Origin of the sequence: Rhodopirellula sp. JB055, assembly GCF_043100905.1 — a bacterium.
Lineage (GTDB): Bacteria > Planctomycetota > Planctomycetia > Pirellulales > Pirellulaceae > Rhodopirellula.
Window position 1 is genome coordinate 1 of sequence record NZ_JBICHO010000127.1, and the last position, 21,483, is coordinate 21,483.

The 21,483-nt window shown below is 55.8% G+C and carries 15 protein-coding genes and 1 pseudogene; 9 read left to right on the forward strand and 7 right to left on the reverse strand.

Annotated elements, in window-relative coordinates; translation table 11 throughout:
* Positions 1-2: 2 nt before the first annotated feature.
* On the reverse strand, positions 3-758 hold the full coding sequence (bshB1, locus tag ACF8AM_RS05225; protein WP_392554615.1) for a bacillithiol biosynthesis deacetylase BshB1: 756 nt from the start codon (positions 756-758) through the stop codon (positions 3-5).
* Positions 755-2,515, reverse strand: a complete 1,761-nt coding sequence (locus tag ACF8AM_RS05230) for a PQQ-binding-like beta-propeller repeat protein (RefSeq protein WP_392554616.1) — start codon at positions 2,513-2,515, stop codon at positions 755-757. The genes bshB1 and ACF8AM_RS05230 overlap by 4 nt, the downstream gene beginning before the upstream one ends.
* An 80-nt stretch (positions 2,516-2,595) precedes the next feature.
* On the opposite strand from ACF8AM_RS05230, the gene ACF8AM_RS05235 reads away from it, so the two are divergent.
* The 8 genes from ACF8AM_RS05235 (at position 2,596) to ACF8AM_RS05270 (ending at position 17,477) form a co-directional block, all read left to right on the forward strand.
* On the forward strand, positions 2,596-3,453 hold the full coding sequence (locus ACF8AM_RS05235) for a metallophosphoesterase (protein WP_392554629.1): 858 nt from the start codon (positions 2,596-2,598) through the stop codon (positions 3,451-3,453).
* 249 nt (positions 3,454-3,702) lie between these two features.
* On the forward strand, positions 3,703-5,262 hold the full coding sequence (locus tag ACF8AM_RS05240; RefSeq protein ID WP_392554617.1) for a circularly permuted type 2 ATP-grasp protein: 1,560 nt from the start codon (positions 3,703-3,705) through the stop codon (positions 5,260-5,262).
* Between the two features lie 119 nt (positions 5,263-5,381).
* On the forward strand, positions 5,382-6,332 hold the full coding sequence (locus ACF8AM_RS05245; RefSeq protein WP_392554618.1) for an alpha-E domain-containing protein: 951 nt from the start codon (positions 5,382-5,384) through the stop codon (positions 6,330-6,332).
* Positions 6,329-9,676: a DUF2126 domain-containing protein gene (locus ACF8AM_RS05250; protein WP_392554619.1), complete on the forward strand. Its 3,348-nt coding sequence runs from the start codon at positions 6,329-6,331 to the stop codon at positions 9,674-9,676. The genes ACF8AM_RS05245 and ACF8AM_RS05250 overlap by 4 nt, the downstream gene beginning before the upstream one ends.
* 154 nt (positions 9,677-9,830) lie before the next feature.
* Positions 9,831-12,488 (forward strand): circularly permuted type 2 ATP-grasp protein, encoded by a 2,658-nt coding sequence (locus tag ACF8AM_RS05255; protein WP_392554620.1) that lies wholly within the window; start codon positions 9,831-9,833, stop codon positions 12,486-12,488.
* Positions 12,489-12,493: 5 nt separating this feature from the next.
* Positions 12,494-13,414 (forward strand): transglutaminase N-terminal domain-containing protein, encoded by a 921-nt coding sequence (locus ACF8AM_RS05260; RefSeq protein ID WP_392554621.1) that lies wholly within the window; start codon positions 12,494-12,496, stop codon positions 13,412-13,414.
* Positions 13,415-13,629: 215 nt separating this feature from the next.
* Positions 13,630-14,964: a DUF1552 domain-containing protein gene (locus tag ACF8AM_RS05265; RefSeq protein WP_392554622.1), complete on the forward strand. Its 1,335-nt coding sequence runs from the start codon at positions 13,630-13,632 to the stop codon at positions 14,962-14,964.
* Positions 14,964-17,477 carry a DUF1592 domain-containing protein gene (locus ACF8AM_RS05270; protein ID WP_392554623.1) on the forward strand — a complete coding sequence of 838 codons (2,514 nt, stop codon included), beginning with the start codon at positions 14,964-14,966 and terminating at the stop codon, positions 17,475-17,477. The genes ACF8AM_RS05265 and ACF8AM_RS05270 overlap by 1 nt, the downstream gene beginning before the upstream one ends.
* Positions 17,478-17,494: 17 nt before the next feature.
* Here ACF8AM_RS05270 and ACF8AM_RS05275 read toward each other — a convergent pair whose 3' ends face one another.
* A complete protein-coding gene (locus ACF8AM_RS05275) occupies positions 17,495-17,878 on the reverse strand; it encodes a cold shock domain-containing protein (RefSeq protein WP_392554624.1) in 384 nt (127 codons plus the stop codon).
* A 4-nt stretch (positions 17,879-17,882) separates the two neighbouring features.
* The gene (locus tag ACF8AM_RS05280) at positions 17,883-18,608 is read right to left on the reverse strand and encodes a YqgE/AlgH family protein (protein ID WP_392554625.1); all 726 of its coding nucleotides are present in this window, start codon (positions 18,606-18,608) and stop codon (positions 17,883-17,885) included.
* A gap of 151 nt (positions 18,609-18,759) precedes the next feature.
* Between ACF8AM_RS05280 and pdxH the strand changes: the two genes are divergently transcribed.
* Complete coding sequence (gene pdxH / locus ACF8AM_RS05285) at positions 18,760-19,431, forward strand: pyridoxamine 5'-phosphate oxidase (protein ID WP_392554626.1); 672 nt, start codon at positions 18,760-18,762, stop codon at positions 19,429-19,431.
* A gap of 74 nt (positions 19,432-19,505) precedes the next feature.
* Here pdxH and ACF8AM_RS05290 read toward each other — a convergent pair whose 3' ends face one another.
* The 3 genes and pseudogenes from ACF8AM_RS05290 to ACF8AM_RS05300 all read right to left on the reverse strand — a co-directional run.
* Positions 19,506-19,739, reverse strand: a complete 234-nt coding sequence (locus ACF8AM_RS05290) for a hypothetical protein (protein ID WP_392554627.1) — start codon at positions 19,737-19,739, stop codon at positions 19,506-19,508.
* Positions 19,736-20,815, reverse strand: coding sequence for a D-2-hydroxyacid dehydrogenase (locus ACF8AM_RS05295; protein WP_392554628.1), 1,080 nt, complete (start codon positions 20,813-20,815; stop codon positions 19,736-19,738). The genes ACF8AM_RS05290 and ACF8AM_RS05295 overlap by 4 nt, the downstream gene beginning before the upstream one ends.
* Positions 20,799-21,483: pseudogene (locus ACF8AM_RS05300) on the reverse strand (glucose dehydrogenase); the annotation flags it as partial. The pseudogene ACF8AM_RS05300 and the gene ACF8AM_RS05295, both read right to left, overlap by 17 nt.

A 21,483-nucleotide genomic window follows, 5' to 3' on the forward strand; every position in this document is an offset into this window, starting at 1 on the left:
GGTCAGAGTAAATCTCGCAAACTGGTCATTGCAAGCGGTTCTTTCGTTGCAAACGGTTCTCCATATTGCCGCTCGATCAGGCGACCCCAGTAGGCGGCATCGTCGCGAAAACGATCCGTCAAGCTGGGCGGTCCCGGATCACGACCGGTGATGAATTGGCTTTCGTAGGCGCAAATGGACTTTAGTTTGCGGTCCCATTGTTCTGAGATGTCCACGATCCAACTGGGTTGCACCGCCAACCGAAGGTGGATGCAGAAATAGTAATAGAGACGCTCAGGATGGTGTCGCGGTCCGGGCATCGGTGTTTTGCTCAGCTTGGAGTGGAAGCGGGCCGCTTCGACCAACTGAGTCGCCGCAACGTGGTCGGGGTGAGCGTCATGGTAGTACGGTGCAAACAACCATCGAGGTCGCAGGCATCGGATGAACGATGCGATGTGTTCTCGAGCGGGCAGGGTTGCTTCGACCGCACGGTTGGTTAACCCGGCGTTGCCCCGCCATGTCAGCTTCATGATTTCGGTTGCTCGAGCCGTTTCTCGACGGCGAATCTCGAGACTGCCGTGCGGGGTGGGTTCACCGGTTGTCAGATCCAAGACGCCGACCCGCATGCCTTCATCGATCATTCGCATGATCGTGCCACCCATGCCCAATTCGGCATCATCGGGGTGAGGCGCAACCACGAGGAAATCCAACGGTTCGATTGTTTCAGGATCGGGGTAGGGATCCGAATTCACAAATAAAGAGGAAGAGACAGAAGTCATTGCGGAAGCTCCAGTGCGATGGCTCGGTGTGCGTTTCGGACAAGGATTAGATTGTCGACCACAGTGGGAATGTTCCAGGTCTTGTGTTCCAAAGCCGGGATGCGGATCAGCTCGCGGTATTCTTCGGGATCAGCGGCGACTAGCGCCACATCGCCCTCTTCGGATTGAACAACCAACACGTCTTCGACCAACACGGCTTGCCCTTGCCCAAAGCGATCACGACGGGATTGTTCCCACAGGCGTTTGCCAGATTCAATCTCAACCGCTTGCAGGGCACCGTTGCTCAATGCGTACGCGACGCCGTTGTGGACCAACGCGTGATTGAACTTCGTTTTCAAGACTCGGGACGAATGCCAGATTTCATTCGCGACGAAGTCAGAGGCAGCGGAAGATGCGGTCGTTGACGCGGATGGGGTGTCGGCACGGGTGACCTCGATCAATGAACTGCCGCCGCCGTATCCTTTGCCGATCAAGAACTGATTTTTACCGGCTGGAATTGCGGAGGCACAGTTTGCACCGGAGTTCGATTTGCCTTCCCACGGAAATGACCACAGGATTTTACCAGTGGCTACGTCGTGACCCGTGATCTCGGCTTCGTTGACGGAGACGATTTGGCGTTTCTTACCAAGCGTCATGATCATGGGAGACGCGTAACTGATTTGTTGCTTGCCGGCTCGCCAGCGGGTTTCGCCCGTGGCGGCATCCAGTGCAACCAATGATCGACCGGCGACCGCTTCTGATTCGGGACCACCCAGTGGAAGCACACAGAGATTGTCGACGATCAATGGTGAACCCGATCGGCCCCACGAGATCGCTTGTTCGGAATCGTCTTGGTTCCAACCGGTGATTTCCAGCAAGTCACGTTGCCAGAGGATTTCCCCGTCAGAGAGGCTCAAGCACCAGACGGTTCCGGTGGCACCTTGGGCATAGACTTTTGCTGGCGACAATTCGGTTGCGGGGACGATTGCGGGGGTGGATCGCGGGCCGCCTCCACCGAGAGCTTGAAAGTGATTGGCTTCGTGCTCAACCAGCCACAGCAACTGACCGTCAGAGAGTCGATAGGCCGAGACGCATTCCATCTCATCGCGTTGTTCCAGTGTCACGGCGATGCCACTTGAGACCGCAAAAGAGGACCAGCCTGCTCCAATGCCGATGTCCCAGCGGCGGGTCACTTGATTGGCAGAAGTGGGAATCTCGAAGCGACGTTCCGTGAGGATTCCGGTGCGGTGATCTCCCAAAAATTCACGCCACGTGCCCTGGGAATCAGTTGGCCCCTCGGAATCAGCCAGTTCGTTTTCCCCGGTCGCGGAATTGGCCTCGGTCAAAGGCGTTGTCTTGAGGGCGGGCGTGTTGGAGCGACCGAATCGCCATGAGAATCGGGGAACCATTTCCCCTGAAAAACTTTCGAATCGTAGCAGCACGACTGCGGATAGGATCAGTGCCAGGCAGACGGTTGGCACCAACCAGCCTTTTCGGGCCGCCAAACTGGCACGCTGCAACTGGTACAAAACGACCAATGACGCGATTCCACCGGCCGCCAAGCTTTGCAGCAGAGCTTTTTGGTAGTCCGTTTCGGGGGCCCGCCATTGGATCAGGCCAACGATCGCGGCACCTGCGACCAGGGCCACCAAGGCTTTCCATCCGTGGCGGGCAACTTCGTTCGTGTCGGTGGGAACGGAATTCGCGGTGGAGTTTGCGGTATCGTACTCTGGAGAGGCCGATTCGTCAGTTGTGGAATCTGGGGGAGGAAAGGTCATGGTTGACCAACCCATGCGAGAGAGAAATGTTGAAACGTCGAAAGAAACAGTTGCCCAAGCACGGTAACACGTCGCCCAGGTTGGCGGAATTAGTTCCCGCTCCTGATCTGGTCGCTCCCGTTCAACTCGCGTTTATCTCCGATCTACATCTGTTTAGCTCGCGTTGCCATATTGAACGGCATGAGGCGGCGATTCGGCGGGCGATCGAAGCCTCGGACGTTTGTGTTTGGGGAGGTGATCTGTTTGATTTCTGCTGGAGTCGACTTGGCGATGGAAATGTTTCGCGAACCGCTGCGATCGAGTGGTTGGAAGCGTGGCGAGCGGAGTTTCCGAGCAAGGTTTTCATTTATCTGAATGGCAACCACGACGCGCAAGCCTCGTTTCGCCAATCGCTTCGGGATTGGGCGCAGCCGTATCAGCAAGACGACACATCGCCAACGATTCCGGATTCCAGAAGTCTGCTGCAGGGATCTGAACAGCCTGCGGCGCGGGTGCAACTGCGATTGCAGCCCGGCGCCGTCCATGTGGATTGGGATGCGATTCGGTTGGCGGATTTGTTGATGGTGCATGGAGACGTGATTGAGGGAGGCGGCCATTCGGCTGGCTTGGCCCGGTATCGAAATCGTTGGGCGCATGAATCGGACAAGTCGCCCGCGAATCTGAAGAATGGTTTCTACGATGCGGCGGTGACCGCGCGATTGCATTTGGCCGCCGCGGGTGTCGCTCATCGACGCCGTTCCACTTGCTTGCGATTGCTGCACTGGGCGCGTCAGCAGCCGACTTGGTTGCACCACGATCTACAGCGAGTTGTCTTTGGGCACACGCATCGATGTCTCGATGGTGTCCATGTCGCAGGGATTGACTTTTACAATGGTGGCGCAGCAGTCAAACACGTGAAATTTGAACCCGTGGTGTTGTCCGTTTCCGGTGCAGTTTGACGGCCGAAAAGACGGGCTTACGGCATGCACGGCGCAGCTAATCGACGTCGGAGGGAATCTGTTCTTCTTTGTAACGAACAGCATTCAATATGTTTCATTGATACCACCCATTGAGATACACTGCAGCGTACTGGTCAGGGGCGGACTGACCGTGAACCCCATCCTTTTCAACCTTGTTGGAAAGGAGGCGTGTTTCGTCGTGTTTACTCTGTTAACCGATTTCGTGAATTCGGATCGGTCCATCGCTCCATGCAAAATCAGTCGCAACAATCTCAGTCGCGGATGGCACAGGCACAGTCCGGTCAATCGCAGAACCAACCGCTGCAGGCTTCCTCGGAACCCGTTCCGTTTTTGGAGGGTTACGAGACGGAGTCTTTCTTTGACGAAGTGGTGGACGAAAACGCTTGTGCTCGGCCCGATTCGGTTGCGCTGGTGAATTTGATCAATCGTTTGCCGGCAGGAGAACTGAATCGCCGTCAGTTGGCGATTGAACGATCGCTGTATCAAATGGGCATCACGTTCACGGTCTACAGCGATTCCGCTGGCACCGAAAAGATCATGCCGTTTGACATTGTTCCGCGGATCATCGCACCCGATGTTTGGACGCACATCGACAGCGGTTTGAAACAGCGCATTCGCGCGCTGAACCGTTTCTTATCGGATGTCTATAACGAGCGGAGAATCATTGACGATGGGATCGTTCCGGCATCCGTCGTCGACTCTTGCCCCGCCTATTTGCCACAGTGCAAAGGTTTGCGACCCCCGCACGATGTTTGGTGTCACATCACTGGGACCGACTTGGTACGCGACAACGACGGCAACGTGTTTGTCTTGGAAGACAATCTGCGTTGTCCCTCGGGCGTTTCGTACGTGTTGCAAAATCGTTCGGTGATGAAACGTAACTTCCCGCAAGCCTTTGCGGCCTCGATGGTTCGACCCGTCAGTGACTACCCGGCGCGTCTGTACCAGATGCTCCGGTGTATGGCGCCCAGTCATGTTGCGGATCCCAACGTCGTTGTTTTGACACCGGGGGTCTACAACAGCGCGTATTACGAGCACTCCTTCCTGGCTCATCAAATGGGTGTTGAGTTGGTGGAAGGACGCGATTTGTTGGTCAAGGATGACCGGGTTTACATGCGAACGACCAACGGTCTGCAAAACGTTGATGTGATCTATCGACGTGTCGATGACACTTTCTTGGACCCGAAAGTGTTCAATCCCGAATCGGTGTTGGGGGTCCCTGGATTGATGTCAGCGTATCGTGCGGGCAACGTGGCTCTGGCGAATGCACCTGGAACCGGCGTGGCCGATGACAAAGTCGTTTACGCGTATGTCCCGGAGATGATTCGGTATTACCTGGGCGAAGAACCAATTTTGTCGAACGTTCCAACGTACCTGTGCGCTCGAGACGAGGATCGCTCGTATGTGCTGGATCACTTGGATGAATTGGTGGTCAAAGCCGCCGGCGAGTCGGGCGGTTACGGCATTTTGATCGGACCACATGCCACGCCAGAAGAACGCCAGGAGTTCGCTGCGAAGATCATTGAGAATCCTCGCAATTACATCGCTCAACCGACGTTGCAGTTGTCTCGGGTTCCGACCATGGTGGGCGACCATCTGGAAGGGCGGCATGTTGACCTGCGCCCCTACATTCTTTGTGACGGTCCCGATGACGTGTGGGTTTTACCTGGCGGTTTGACACGGGTGGCCCTGAAGAAGGGGTGTCTGGTCGTGAACTCATCCCAAGGTGGCGGCAGCAAAGATACCTGGGTGGTGGCCCAAGCCGGTGAAACCGTCGCTCGACCGTAACGAACCTTTGGCTGGGGGCCTTCCTCCATCGTGGCTTTGCCGCTTTCACACTCGTTCTCCGTCGCTGCTTCCCTCGTCATCCGCTGCCGCTTTTTCTTTTCTTCGCTGACACCACTGATATGCTTTCACGCGTTGCTGAATCCGTTTACTGGATGAGTCGCCAAGTCGAACGTGCAGAAAACATCGCACGTTTCTTGGAGGTCACATTGAATTTGATCTTGGATCAACCGGAGAACTTGGTTGATCCCTGGAGTCCATTGGTGCAAGTCACCGCGGACGAGGAGTGGTTCGAAGAGAAGTACGGCAAACCAGACAGTCGCAATGTCGTTCAGTTTTTGGCGTTCGACGACGAGTATCCCAACAGCATGGTTTCGTGCTTGCGTGCGGCACGCGAAAATGCCAGGGGCGTTCGCGAAACGTTGTCGTCCGAAGCGTTTGAACAACTCAATCAGTTTTACCATTTCGTCGGCGAAGCCTCGTCTGCGGCGGCGATGGACCCGACCAGTCAGTTCTTTGACGACGTCCGGAAGCAAACGTTGCTGTGGAGCGGCGTGTTCGCCAGCACGATGGCCCAGGACACCGGTTGGCACTTCGCGAACTTGGGTCGCATGCTCGAACGAGCCGACAAGACGTCTCGCATTTTGGATGTGAAGTATTTCAATCTGCTCCCCAACTTGGCTGATGTGGGCACGGCGGTGGACGATTTGCAGTGGTCAGCATTGTTGCTGGCGATCAGTGGGATCGAAGCGTATCGCCGCAACCATCATCGAATTGAGATTGAGAAGGTCGTCGACTTCTTCCTGTTCAATCGCAGCTTCCCACGGTCCATCCACCACTGCATCGCATCAGCCAACTGGTCACTCGGAGAAATTGAAGCGGCTTCTACAAGCAATATGCCTCGCACAACGGGGCCGATACTCGACGCTCTGCAACATCGTTTGGCTCACACGCAAGTCGAAGAAGCCCTGGCGGGCGGAATGCATCAATTTGTTGATTCGGTGCAATCCGAGATCAACCGAATCGGTGAAGCTCTTGGTCAAGACTATTTTCAAATCTCGGTAAATTCATGACGATCCGCGTCGCGCTCCATCACAAGACATCGTACCAGTACGAACGACCGATCATGGTCGGTCCTCAGCAGGTTCGATTGCGTCCGGCCTATCACGGCCGGACTCCCATTGTGTCGTACAATTTGGCGATCTCGCCCGAGGACCATTTCTGCAATTGGCAACAGGATCCATTTGCCAACCCGGTCGCACGATTGGTCTTCGAAAAGCCGACAGATCATTTCACCGTCTGTGTGGACTTGGTCGCGGACATGACCGTCATCAATCCGTTCGAGTTCTTTGTCGATGACTCAGCACAAGAATGGCCGTTTGAGTACGACGCTCAAGTCAAACGCCAATTGGCCAGTTATCTCGCCCCCGTTGAGATGACGCCCAAGTTCGAAAAGTGGTTGGAGACGCTTCCGAAAAAGTCCGAGCGAATCATTGACTTCCTCGTGGATGTCAACCGAGCCGCTCAAGCAAAGGTCGATTATAAAATTCGCTTGGAACCGGGGGTCCAGACGCCCGAAGAAACGTTGACGCTGTGTAGTGGATCGTGTCGCGATTCGGCTTGGTTGTTGGTCAATGCATTCCGTCACATGGGAATGGCCGCACGGTTTGTCTCGGGCTATTTGATCCAGTTGACCGCGGATCAGGAGTCGTTGGATGGGCCCAATGGTCCCACGGAAGATTTCTGCGATTTGCATGCTTGGACGGAAGTGTATCTGCCAGGAGCCGGATGGGTTGGGTTGGATCCAACCAGTGGTTTGATGGCCGGCGAAGGGCACATTCCGCTGGCCTGCACGCCGACGTTCACGGATGCCGCGCCGATCATCGGTGGGCACGAACCGTGTGAGGTTGAGTTCGAACACGAGATGACGGTCACGCGAATTCATGAAGACCCACGTGTGACGAAACCGTATGCGGATTCCACTTGGAAGGAGATCCTGGATGCGGGTCGAGCAATCGATGAACAACTGGACGCTGCCGATGTACGATTGACCATGGGTGGCGAACCCACGTTTGTGTCGATTGACAACATGGATGATCCGCAGTGGAACACCGACGCGGTTGGCGAAGAAAAACGTGTGCTCAGCAACGTCTTGCTGACTCGGCTTCGTGAACGTTGGGCACCTGGCAGCCTGCTGCACTATGGTCAAGGCAAATGGTATCCCGGTGAGTCATTGCCCCGTTGGGCGCTGACCTGCTTGTGGCGTCGCGATGGACAACCCATTTGGCATGACGATCAATGGATCGCGGATGAAGGGAAGGACTACGGACACACCCATGAGGATGCGGATCGTTTCGTGAAGACGCTTGCTCGGGAACTGAATGTCAGTGCTCGCATGACCTTCCCAGTTCATGAAGACGTCTTTCATTACCTGTGGCGTGAGAACCGGCTGCCGATCGATGTCGACCCAGCAGATCCCAAGTTAGATGACCCTAACGAACGTGCGATGATGATGCGGACGTTCAACGCCGGTCTGGGGTCGCCGGTTGGTTACGTGTTGCCGATTCGTCGAGCATGGTGGCAAGCCCGTCCAGGTTGGATCAGTGGCCGATGGCCAGTCCGCAGCGAGCGGGTTTATCTGATCCCTGGTGATTCGCCGATCGGTTTGCGATTGCCATTGGACCGACTGCCGATTGCTTCGGCAACGGAAGCTCCGTTTTACACGGCGCCGATGGATCCCACCGCTCCGCATGGACCATTGCCACCGTCGGACATGCCACGCGGGAACGAACAAGATCCTCGAGCCCAGCATCGGGAAGACGCTCAGGAGGATCCTCGTACGCGGATTCATCCTCAGGTCTTGGACGAAGAAGACGATGACAATCTGCCAACCAGCGAAGACGTCGTGCAAACCGCGCTGTGTGTGGAGTGCCGGTATGGGCGTCTGTATGTCTTCATGCCGCCGACCCAGCGGATCGAAGACTACCTGGATTTGATCACGGCGATTGAGCAAACCTGTGCGTCGACGAAATTGCCGGTCATCATCGAAGGATACCTGCCTCCTGCGGATGATCGAATTGAGTTGTTCAAAGTCACGCCCGATCCGGGTGTGATCGAAGTCAACACCCAACCCACCGCTTCTTGGGATGCGTTGGTGGAATTGACGGAATCGCTGTATCACGAGGCTCGCAAGTCACGCTTGGGAACCGAGAAGTTTGACTTGGACGGTTACCACACCGGAACCGGTGGGGGAAACCACATTGTCTTGGGTGGACGCTCGACCAACGAAAGTCCGTTCTTGCGACGTCCCGATTTGTTGGCCAGCTTCATTCGGTTTTGGAACAACCACCCGTCGCTTTCGTACATGTTCAGCAGTCGCTTCATTGGCCCGACCAGCCAAGCACCGCGGATGGATGAGGCGAGACAAGATGCGGCCTATGAAATGGACATTGCACTGAGCCAGTTGCCGCCAACGGAAACGGATGTCCCACCGTGGTTGGTGGACCGATTGTTCCGCGATTTGATGGTCGATTTGACGGGGAACACACACCGCGCCGAAATCTGCGTCGACAAACTGTATTCGCCTGACAGTTCAACCGGACGTTTGGGGTTGGTCGAATTGCGTGGCTTTGAAATGCCACCGCACGAGCAAATGAGTTTGGCTCAGTTGTTGTTGATCCGGTCGTGCGTCGCTGCGTTTTGGCAGCAACCCTATGACCGACCGATTCAACATTGGGGCACACGCCTTCACGATCAGTTTTTGTTGCCGCACTTTGCTTGGCAGGATTTCACGCAATTGATCGGTGAACTCAATGCCAAGGGATCTCCGATGTCAGCGGATTGGTTCGCCGTGCATCACGAGTTCCGCTTCCCATTGATCGGTGAAATGGTCCTCGATGGAATGCGAGTGGAACTGCGCAGTGCCATCGAACCGTGGTACGTGATGGGCGAAGAACCGGGCTCGAGCGGCACGACTCGATTTGTCGATTCGTCGCTGGAACGATTGCAGGTGTTGGTGGAAGGTTTGGAGCCGGATCGTCATGCGTTGATGGTCGCCGGTCGGGAAGTTCCGCTGCATGCCACCGGAGTCGCCGGGCAATACGTGGCCGGGATCCGCTACCGAGCTTGGCAGCCGCCTCGTTGTTTGCACCCGACCATTGGTGTTCACACACCGTTGCGATTTGATTTGGTGAATCGTGCGGCACGCCGTTCAATGGGGGGCTGCACCTATCACACCGTGCATCCAGGTGGGCTCAGCCACGAACGGTTCCCTGTCAACCCGAAGGAGGCCGAATCGCGACGCGCGTCACGGTTCCACGAATTCACACTGACAGGCGGCGAAATCGTGATGCCTGGGTTGCCACCACGAACGGGTTTCGAGCCGTTTCCGGTCACGATGGACCTCCGCCGAAGCTAAAATGCTAGCAATGCCGACCCAAGGAGGAGATGGAGGAAGGCAAGACGCATTCGCCAACCAGGTCATTCGTTGAATCCTTGGGCTCGGTTACAATGGGGCTTCAATGCTCAACCGCGACCAAGAAGTTTGACCCAGTTGGAAGATCCGTGGGTCGATGCTGTTGCCAACTCCGATCGAATCACAGGTAAACGTGCCGACTCCCACCGCGACAGCCCAACCCAACGATTTGCCCTCTGGATCACCCCTTGGGCTATCGCTGGCGAATTACAACTCGATGGCAGAACGCGTTGATGAATGCCGCTTGCCCGATGGCACGGTGCGGCCTTGTTGGAAGAGCATTTCCCACCAAGTGATGGCGCTTGGCACGGCTGGGCTGAACGACCGCGAATCGCAAATTGAGCAACTGATTCGCGAAAACGGGTCGACGTTTCAAGTCGACACCGGTGAAGGCACCCAGACCCGTCCTTGGCAATTGGCGACGGTGCCCATGGCCATCGCCGATCAAGATTGGAATCGGCTGGCCACTGGATTGACGCAACGAACTCGTGTGCTCGAAGCCATTTTGGCGGATTTGCTCGGGCCCCAGCGTCTGGTTCGCGAACGCGTGTTGCCACCGGAATTGTTGTGGGACAACCCGCGGTTCATGCGTGTCTATCACAACCTGCCTGTTTCAGCAGGGCATCGATTGCATTTGGTGGGTTTCGATGTAGCTCGTGCCATGGATGGTGGATGGTGGGTCACTGGCGATCGCACTCGAGCGCCAAGTGGATTGGGATACCTGCTTGAAAATCGAATTGTTCACGGACGCGTGTTCCCGCATTTGAGTCGCGCCGCGAACGTGCGTCGGTTGGCTTCGTTCTTTGGATCAATGCGGCGCCACTTTCGGTCGTTGGCACCACGTCAGGACGGCAACCCGCGAGTCGCGTTGTTGACGCCAGGGCAAGGCAGCTATCGCGATTTTGAAGACGCCTACCTCGCTCGTTACTTGGGATACACATTGGTCCAAGGTCGCGACTTGGCGGTTCGTGGCGAACGTTTGCATTTGAAGACGCTGGGTGGTTTGCTCCCCATCGAAGTCCTGTGGAGGCATGTTTCGGATCGGAAATGCGATCCATTGGAAATGGACCCGCATTCGACCGAAGGCGTGACAGGGTTGCTGCGATGCAAACGCGGTGGACGATTGGCGGTTGTCAACTCGATCGGAAGCGTGATCGCAGAGATGCCTGCTTTGATTCCTTTTTTGCCTGCGGCAGCGAAGTTGTTGTTGGGTGAAACGCTTCAGCTTCCCAGTGTGGCAACGTATTGGTGTGGAGCAGAAAAGGAACGCCGTTATGTGCTCGAGAACCTTGATGATTTGGTTATCCGAGATGCCTTCGCTGTCAGCGACACACGACCGGTGATGCCGATTCGGAGCAGTGCCGAAGAAAAGGAAGCCTTGGTTCGTCGCATCAAGGCACATCCCAATCGATTCGTTGGTCAACATCGGTTTTCACATAGCGTCACGCCGGTGTGGCATGGCGAACGGTTCGAGCCTTGGCATGTATCGCTACGAACGTTTGTGTTGCAGACCAAGACCAACATTGAAGTCTTGCCGGGGGCGTTGGCACGTGTCAGTCCCAAAGAAGATCTGCTGAGCAATTCACCGACGCAGGGGCAATTGACGCAAGATTGCTGGATCGTGAGTGACAAACCGGTCGACCATGAAACGACGCTGTTGTCTCACGACGAAAGCACCATTGTGTTGCGACGCAGTGGAGCGGAACTGCCAAGTCGCGTTGCCGAGCATTTGTTTTGGTTGGGACGTTACGTTGAACGTTGTGAATCCATTGCCCGCCTGCTTCGGACGTCTTTGGCACGTTTGGTGGGCGAAGACGAACTGAGCGATTTGCCCGAAATGTCCCGGTTGGTGGCTGCTCTGGCCGCGGTAGGGCAATTGGAACCGGACTATGTGATTGAAGGGCTCGACGGTGCCATGCCGCAACTGGACAGCGTGTTGCCGTCCAGTGTGTTTGACTCCGCCAATCCAAGAGCCCTGCAGATATCGGTTGCCAGTGCCCTGCACAATGCGACCGCCGTGCGAGACCGCATCTCGCTGGACGCTTACCGCATTTTCCAAAGCATGCACTCAGACATTTTCGCTGTGCAGCGATCGGTGACACCGAATGTGTCGCATGCGATGGAACGACTCAATCGATTGATCACTCACCTGATGGCGTTCAGTGGTTTGACAGCGGAAAGCCTGACGCGAACCCACGGTTGGCGTTTTGTTCTGTTGGGACGTCGCTTGGAAAGGGCGGACCAAACAGCGGAATTGTTGCTGGCAACCATGACGCGTCCAATTGCCGATGAAGTCGGGCTTTGCGAAAGCATTCTCGATGCAACGGACAGTTTGATGACCTACCGTTCGCGATACTTGTCTTTGGTTCGGCCCGCGCCCGCCATCGATTTGATCGTCACGGACGAAACCAACCCACGGTCACTGCGTTTTCAACTCAACGACATCCAGCAACTGCTCAGTGATCTGCCGACCGATCCGGGACGGGTCGCTCTGGGGGCCGACGAGCGTCTGGCTCGCGAGATTCAACACCCCTTGTTGATCGCAGATGTTGCGACATTGACCGAAGTCAGCCCAGTCGGGACTCGTGTGGAACTGGAGCGATTGCTGGAACTGGTTCAATCGAAGATCCCGCAACTGGCGAATGCGATCGCCGGTCGATATCTGATCCACACTGCTCCCGAGCAGACTCTGACCGGCGACCGCGAACAAACACTGGATGAATCGTTGATGCCACCTGAAACGCCTCCCGAGTGAATCCAATGCCACGGTCGATCACTTATGACATCGTTCACGAAACGAAGTACAAATACAGCGAACCTGTCGCGGTTTGTCTGAATCAACTTCGGATGCGCCCGCAAACTCGGCCGCCCTCGGTGGTGTGCAATCAATGTTCGGTCGCGATTGAACCGATGCCAGCCAAAATCGATACGCACCCGGACTACTTTGGGAATATCGTCGATTCGTTTGCGATTGAATCACCGCATGATTCGTTGGTGGTCAAAGTCAGCAGCCAAGTGCAGGTGAACGCCACCAACCCATTTGAATCACAAAACATTCCGACGATTGCCGAGTTGACCAATGCGGTTCGAGCGGGGCAAACGCAATCGGATCTTTTGGCCAAGGAATATGTTTTCGCATCCCCTCGAGTTCCCTTGGCAGAGCACTTTGCGGCGTACGCGAAAACGGTGATGAGCGACGGCTTGTCGGTGTTGGATGCGGTGCTTGAGTTGACCAAGCACGTTCATGAGGACTTTCGATACGATTCGACCGCCACGGACGTTGCCACCACAACGGAGGCGGCATTTGAAATGAAGGCGGGTGTTTGCCAAGACTTCTCGCATGTTCAGATTGCTTGTCTGCGAAGTTTGGGTTTGCCGGCTCGTTATGTCAGCGGGTATCTGCGAACGTTGCCGCCTCCGGGAAAGCCACGATTGATCGGCAACGATGAATCGCACGCTTGGATCAGTGTCTACGCCGGAGAAACGTTGGGCTGGATTGACTTTGATCCCACCAACGCATGTCAGATCGGCGTCGATCACATCCCGGTGTGCGTGGGCCGCGATTACGACGACATCAGTCCCATGCGAGGCATCGTGCTGGGCGGCGGAGACACGACTTTGTCGGTCAACGTGGACGTCGCTCCGGTCGAACTGCCGGCCGTGGTGGTCCCGCCGGCCTGAGGCCCGAAGGGTCGGCAGATCTCCTGCCGGCCTGACACCCCTTTGGTTTTTTTTGTGTGGGCATTCTTGTCCGGGGCCTGACGGTCCCGGCAATGGCCGTGTCGACCCTTCGGGCCTTGCTCTCAGTGAACGGGGGACGCGTTTTGTCATTGCGTTGCCTCATCGCTGCTAGAATGGTCGAGTGGTTTTGAGATTGGCCTCCTTTGGAAAGAGCGATGAATTCGTTTTCTCGACGAAATGTTTTGCGTGCCGCGGGTGTTTCGGTGGGCTTGCCGGCGTTTGCATCGTTGTCTGCCAATCAAACGTCGGCGGGCGAAACCAAACGCGAATCGGCGAGGATCAAAGCGAAACGACGGATGGTCTGCATTGGCAACATGCTGGGGTTCTATCCCGACGCGTTTTGGCCAAAGCAGCCCGCTGAAAATGCTTCCTCGTCCAGCACGCAATTGAGCCAAGGATTGGTCGAACATCATCAGATGCGGTTCGGCGAATCCAGCCATTCTCTCGCGGAGATTGAAGATCAACTGACCGTGATTTCGGGATTGGATCACGGACTCAAAGGCGGTCACTTTGCGATTCATGCGTTCTTGTCGGGTGTTCGCCAAGTCGACGCGCACACGATGCCAATGGCCAACATCACGCTTGACCAATTCGCCGCCCAATCGATTTCTGGGCAAACCAGGTTTCCGACATTGACGATCGGAAGCGAGACTGGAATCCACGGCGGGTGTCAGCTTTCCTGGACGCGAAGTGGAACGCGAGTGCCACCGATCCCCGGCCCGCAACAGTTGTTTGAAAAACTATTTGTTGGTACCGATCCGAAAAAGAAGCAAGCCGCCGCAGAACGCATTGGACTGCAGAAATCGATCTTGGATTTGGTGCATTGGAACGCAAACGACCTCAAAAAGCGATTGAACCAACAGGACCGCCACAAGTTGGATGAGTACCTGACTTCGGTTCGTGATGTGGAGGAAAGATTGGCTCTGCGTCGAAATTGGATCGACGTGCCGAAGCCCGAAGCTCCGTTTGATTCTCCGAAGAACCGCAATCTCGTCGAAGACTTGCCGTTGCTGTACGACTTGATTGTGCTGGCGTTGCAGACTGACTCGACACGAATCGCGACGCTTGAAATTGGTGGTGACTTCAATCCAAATGATTTGGGTATCAAAGGCGGCTACCACGCTTTGTCGCATCACGGGCAACGCCAAGAGAATATCGAGAAACTGGTCGCGATCGAACGCTACCAAGTTGAACAATTCACTCGCTTCGTCAACAAGTTAGCGAGCACGCATGATGAGTACGGGCCTTTACTCGATCAAACTTCGGTGTTGTTTGGAAGCGGAATGGGCAACGCGAATTCTCACACCAATTCTAACTTGCCACTGGTCGTCGCCGGTGGTGGTGGCAAGAGCGGGCGATTGCTGGCGTTTGATGAGAGAGCAAGAGACCGTCCGCCGCTGACCAATTTGTTCGTCTCCATGCTGCAAGACTTCGGAGTCGAGACCGATGCTTTCGCGACCAGCACCGGAACGCTGCGAGGTTGGGCGTGATGTCGTCGTCGCATGTGTTTCGGCTGTTTGTTGTTTGCGTTCTGTTGCAACCGTGTGTTGCGGGGCTGGCGAAGGAAGCTCAGCCAATCGACCCCGTTGGGTTTCTCGAAAACTATTGCATCGATTGTCATACCGCTGACGATCCGGCGGGCGAACGCGACTTCGAGTCACTCAATTTGGGCGATTCGCACTGGGACACGCAGTTAGCGTTGCAGGAAGCGATTGATCAGTTGACGCTTCGATCGATGCCCCCTGAAGATGGCGACCAACCTTCTGAGACGGAACGCTTGGCTGCGATCGATGCGTTGACTCAGCGATTGACTCGAATGCGTCAGGAATCAAGCAGCACCAACGGTCGCACCGTGTTGCGACGACTCTCCCGTCGTGAATATCGAGAAACCGTTTCTGATTTGCTCGAGATCGATATGACCATGTTTGATCCGACACACGAGTTTCCGGCGGACAATTTGTCGGAGCACTTTGACAATGTGGGTGACACGTTGGTTATGTCCGGGCACTTGTTGGAACGTTACCTCGATGCGGCCGAACAGTGTATCGCGAAGGCGGTCGGCCCGAGTGAGCGACCCCGGACTCAGGAGTGGAGGTTCCATCGCAAGTTCCCGCAACAGGCGGAATTGCGGACGGCCCACACTCGTGCGTTTCTCAATCGATACTTGTGTCTCTACGATCATCCATTCAACGATAAAACCGAAGGCGGATACGGTCACATCGAAGCGTTTACCGGAGGCGTTCCGGTCGATGGCGTTTATGAGATTTGGGTGCATGTGAAAGCGATGCACCGGGACACAAAGTACAGCGAACGAGCGGTCAAAATCGACTTGGAAGAGCCATTCCGATTGGGAATTCGACCCGGTGATTCGAATGTCGGTGATATGCCTCATCGTCAACCCATCCAGCCTCTGCTAGCTGAGTCTGTGGTTTCGGACGACGAGTTTGAGTGGATTCGGTTTGAGGTCCCGCTTGACCGAGGGTTCGTTCCGCGATTCACATTTGAAAACGGAATGCATGATGTCCGTGGATCGTTCGCCCGTATTTACCGGATGCATTCCAATTTGCTTCCTCAAGAAATTCGCGACACGCGTGGCATCTTTGAACAACGCATTGCCATCATCAGCGAAGGGACACTTCCACACTTGAGAATTGATGAAGTGAAGGTTCGCGGACCGCTTGATGTGGAATGGCCTACTAAGAGTCAGCAGGCTTTGTTCGGCGGCGACGTGCCCGGCGAAGAAAACTGGGCCGAATCAGAGGTGCGGGATCGAATCGAACGGTTTGCAGTCAAAGCCTACCGACGACCGATCACAGAGTCGGAAATCGAAGGCTTGGTTGCGTTTTATGGTTCACGAATAGCATCTGGACGCTCTTCGCATGATGCTTACGCCGACACCGCCAAAGCGATGCTTTGCAGCCCTTCGTTCTTGTATTTCCAAACCGCAACGACGGAAGACGGTCAGCTTTCTGATCATGCGTTGGCGGAGCGTTTGTCGTACTTCCTGACATCGAGCATGCCCGATGACACACTGCGCCGATTGGCTGATGCAGGAAAGCTCCATGATCCCGAAACTCTGCGGCAACAAACCCGACGGCTGCTCGCCACTGAGAAGTCCGATGCGTTTGTGGCCGACTTTCTCGACAACTGGTTGGATCTTCGCTCGCTCGGATCGATGCCGCCGGACCCGAGGGAGTTTGCCGTTTTCTATTCCGGTGATTTGCAAGTCGACATGAAAACCGAAACTCGAATGTTCTTTCGAGACTTGATCGATCGCGATGCTTCGCTGGACGAGTTGCTGACCGCTTCCCATTCCTTCCTCAATCGCGACTTGGCCAAGCTTTACGGCGTCGACGATCACTTCCCGCCGGAGAATGCCTCGGAGTTCCGACGCTTTGATTTCGCGCAGTCGCCCATCCAAAGAAAACTTGGCCGTGGTGGGTTGTTGGGCCAAGCCAGCATTTTGACGGTGTCTGCCAACGGCATTGAAACGTCGCCCGTGACACGTGGGGTTTGGTTGCTGGAAAATGTGCTTGGGACACCGACGCCACCGCCGCCGGATGACGTGCCTGCGATCGAACCTGATACGCGTGGTGCGAAAACAATCCGCGATCAGTTGTTGAAGCATCGCGAGGATGCGACTTGCTTTCAGTGTCACCGAAAGATCGATCCGCTCGGTTTTGCGATGGAAGGCTTCGACGCGATTGGTCAGTCGCGGAAGGTTTACAACATCAAATCAGGACGACCGATTTTTACCTCCGGCGAACTTCCTGGTGGTGCCAAGTTTGATGGCCCTGAGGAATTGAAGCAGTTATTGGTCCAGCGGAAGGACTTCATCGCTCGGACCGTCACGGAGCGGTTGCTAACCCATGCACTCGGTCGACGAATCGAACCACCGGACCGGGCTGCAGTCGACGCGATTCTGAAGCCGCTTGAAAACGAGGGCTATCCAGCGGCGCAGTTGATCGAATCCATCGTGACCAGCGATCTGTTTCGTCGCTGATCAAAACGGATTGGGAATCAGGATTGGTTGTCGCGCCAGCTTGGACGTCTGCGGCGGGCTTTGGGGTGGTGATAGACTAGGTCGAACGTCGCGTCGCGAGCCGACAATTTTTTGCCGTCGGGACGATCCGTGGGGCGGAAGACTTTGGCACGCAGGCGTTTCTTTTCCTCAAATTGGTCGTCATCCAATTCGAATTCAACGTAAGAATCGACGTCGAACGTTTCGCCGTTGTAAGCTTCCCAGGCTTTGAAGTGGAAGAAGACATCTTCGCGGAAATCGTCCGAATCGATGAAGCCGTATTCGCCCTCAGGCTTGATGACTTTGATGCGGCCCAAGCGTCGTTTCTGGATGCGAAACGGCTTTTCTTTGTCGTCAGAATGGTTTGTTCGAGGTCGGTTCATACGATCAGTTTAACTCGGCCGATCCAGGAACGTCAGTCGTATCCAGCCAACGAGCGACCGAATTTGCTGTGGCTCGCCGGATCATGCGGGGCCACATCGTGGCGTCGTCGGTGGCCAGCACATCCGAAGTGGCGGGAATTCGGTGCCAGATGCCTTCTTCAATTTCGTTTTCGAGCTGTTCGGCGGTCCATCCCAAGTGGCCCACGATCAACCGGTAGGGAAGTTCCTCGGATTGCATCAACGCTTCTAGGTTTTCACGTTGTGCGGCAACGTAAATGCCTTCACCGGTTTCGGCTTCTGCCAATTCGCGGGTGGAGTGAACGGCGACGATCGGACCTGACAGGGGGCCTCCAAAATGCAGTGGTGATCCATTGGATAGCTTTCCCGCAATGAGTTGTTGAGCCAATTGGTCCTTCTGATCACCGGAGATCATCACGGTGGGGACATCTGAAATGGGGGCTTCGGGAGCACTGGGTTGCGGGTCGGCGGCAGCGTCTGGTTCCAGCGTTTCGTCGCTCGATTGCGAGTTCCAGCGTGGAAGTTTGGGTGTTTCACCGGTTTGGGGTTGGACTGCGATCACACCCGCCATGGCTTGCATGGGGCGGTTGAGCATCAGCCCGATCGCGTGTTCAACGTCTTCGTGGACCAACAGGCAAACCGCTTGGTTGAGCACGGTGCCATCGACCAATGTCGAGCTGACCAGCAAATCTCCCGTTTGCACGTTTTGCATGTGAATTCCTATGGGACTGGGAAAGAGGGTGGTTGCCAAAAAGACAGTCACCCGTGAAGACTGCTAAGGAAATAGGCAAGCGGCGCGCCAAATGTGATTTTGCGGCCGCCTGAGTTCTCTAAAAGCCCCTGATTTCCGGCCTCAAACAGTTATGAGCGATTTCATCCCACCCGCGATGGACCAGATGCGAAAGAACTATTCTCTGGGGGGGCTGCATGAAAAAGACGCCAAACGTGACCCCCTGGTTCAGTTCCAATGTTGGTTCGAGGAGGCTTTGGAGGACGTGCCCAGTTGGTTCGAACCCAATGCCATGACTTTGTCGACCAGCGACCCGGACGGCGAAATCACCAGCCGGATCGTTCTTTTGAAGGGTGTCGAAGAGAAAAAGTTCCTCTTCTACACCAATTACGACTCGACCAAGGGTTCGCAAATGCGGGCCAACCCGCGAGTCTCGCTGTGTCTGTTTTGGCCCCATTGCCAACGTCAGGTTCGAATCCAAGGGACGGTGGACAAAGTTTCGCGAGAGATGTCGGAGAAGTACTTTCATTCGCGACCTCGCGACAGCCAGCTTGGTGCCCACGTGAGTCAGCAATCCTCGGTCATCGACTCTCGTGAAGCGATGGAGTCATCGCTGGCGCAATTGAAAGCTCGCTATCCCGAAGGCACCCAGATCCCCTTGCCTGAGAACTGGGGTGGGTATGCGGTGACGCCGATGTCCTTTGAGTTCTGGCAAGGGCGTCCCAGTCGGTTGCACGATCGTTTGGTTTACAAACGCGACGACGCCGACTCGAGCGATTGGGTGATGCGGCGTCTCTCGCCCTGACGACGACCGAATTCTGGCGAATCCGGCTACTGTGAATTCGACTACGGGGAAGTCCAATGGCGGCTCCCGTCTGATCACTGCTGGCTCGATTGAGCCTGCTGGATTTGCAGAGTGGAGGTCGCGTCGTCTGACTCATCACTTGGATCGTGTTCACGGATCGTGATCGAAAGATTGATCGATCGATACGTGCGATTGAATTCTTCCACAAACGATTCGCGATGCGTCTGTGGCATCAGCAAGGGACCCTCAGCGTGGTCGCCTTGTAACAGGATCGCATCGCCGGGAAGAGTCGCTCGCCAACTGCTCATGATTGTGATCGAGCCCAAGCTGCGTGTGAGTCATTCGGGTGAGGGAAGCCGAGGTTTTTATCGACTCGGTTGATGATTGTTTCCCCGTGGAAGTAACGTCGAAGGTTGACGCAGGCCAGATCGTTGGAGTCATCGACTCGGCGAGCCGATTGAGCGCCGACGTGTGGCGTGATCAACACATTCGGGTCGTCCCACAACGGGCTGTCTTCGGGCAACGGTTCGGTGTAGGTCACATCGACGCCAGCGCCTGCCAAGTGACCGCTTTGCAACGCATCGACCAAGGCTTCTTCGTCGAGCACCTGACCGCGAGCGACGTTGATCAAGTAGCCGCCTGGTTTCATGGCAGCAATCTGCTCGGCTCCGATCCACTTGCGAGTCGATGAGTTCAGAGGCAAGGTCAGGATCACGATGTCACTGGTCGCGAACAGATCATTGACGCGATCGGCCGGCCACAGCGTTTCCACTTCGGGCGGGCAATCTTCGGGGTAGTAATCCGTTGCGATCAGACGGACATCCCATGGTGCCAGTTTCGCGGCGATAGCGCGTCCGTTGCCACCCAGACCAACGATGCCGACGGTTTTGCCACGCAGGTCATCGGTGGGCAGCCGAATGAATTCGCGTTTGGGTCGGGCGCGTTCAAACAGGCCAATCCGACGTAAAACGCCGAACAACAACGCAAAGGTTTGCTCGGCGACTTGAGGTGCAAACAGTCCCGAGGCACTGCTGACGATGATGTTCGGATTCGCGATCACGCCGGGAACGAGGCAGTGATCCAGGCCCGCGGCGCTGGATTGAATCCAACCCAAACGACCTGCGGCCAAGACGCGATCCCAGTCCACGGGAACCTTCGCGTGCCCGATGAAGATGTCCGCGGTGGGAAGCAACTCGTCGATGCGTTCTTGGCCTGCATCCACGACTTCGACGTCGTGGTTGAGTTGGCAGTTCGGGTCCGCCTTCAATTCCGCGAGCGTCGTTTCGAGTTGCTCGATGTGTCGCGGGAGGGCGGGGTAGCACAAGACGACTCGGCGAACCGAGTCGATCTCATCGGCTGGCAATCGTTCACGCGGTGGCAACATTGACGAACACCTTCAAGGCATCTTTGTCTTCGACCAGCAAACGCATCATTTCTTGATAGTTGTCCAGTCCTTCAACCGGGTTGGTCAAGATTTTTTCCAGCACACCGGGGAACATCATGTCACCGAGTGCGAGGTCGCGAATGCCCATTTCGAAGTGGCCGCGGTTGGCGTTGACGCTGCCGAGCAAGAGCTTGTTGCCGAGCACCCATTCGATGTTGATCTTGTCCGAAGGAACTTCGGTCTTGCGTTCGCCACCGGTGATGCCGGTCCAAACCACGACGCCGTTGTGACCGATGTGTTCCATCGCTTCAAACGCCAGCGGGCTGAATCCGGTTGCGTCCACAATCAAATCAGGGCGACCGGTCTTGGCGACCAATTCCGTCATGGATGTTTGTGAGGTGCTGACGTAGGTCGATTCCATTCCTTCGACGATTTCAGCTTTCAAGTTCGGAGCTTCGCCGCGGGCAAGCGTGAAGACCTCGAGTCCACGAAGCTTCAGCACCAACGTGGTCAGCAAGCCGATCTGTCCGGCACCCAAGACGTAAGCGACCTTGGGGTTCCAAACCTTCATCCGGCGTTGAGCTTCGTAGGCTTGGTGAACGGCTTTGGCCGCGCAGCTCATTGGTTCTTGCAAGACGTGCAGGTGCTGCAGACCCTGCGGCACGCGA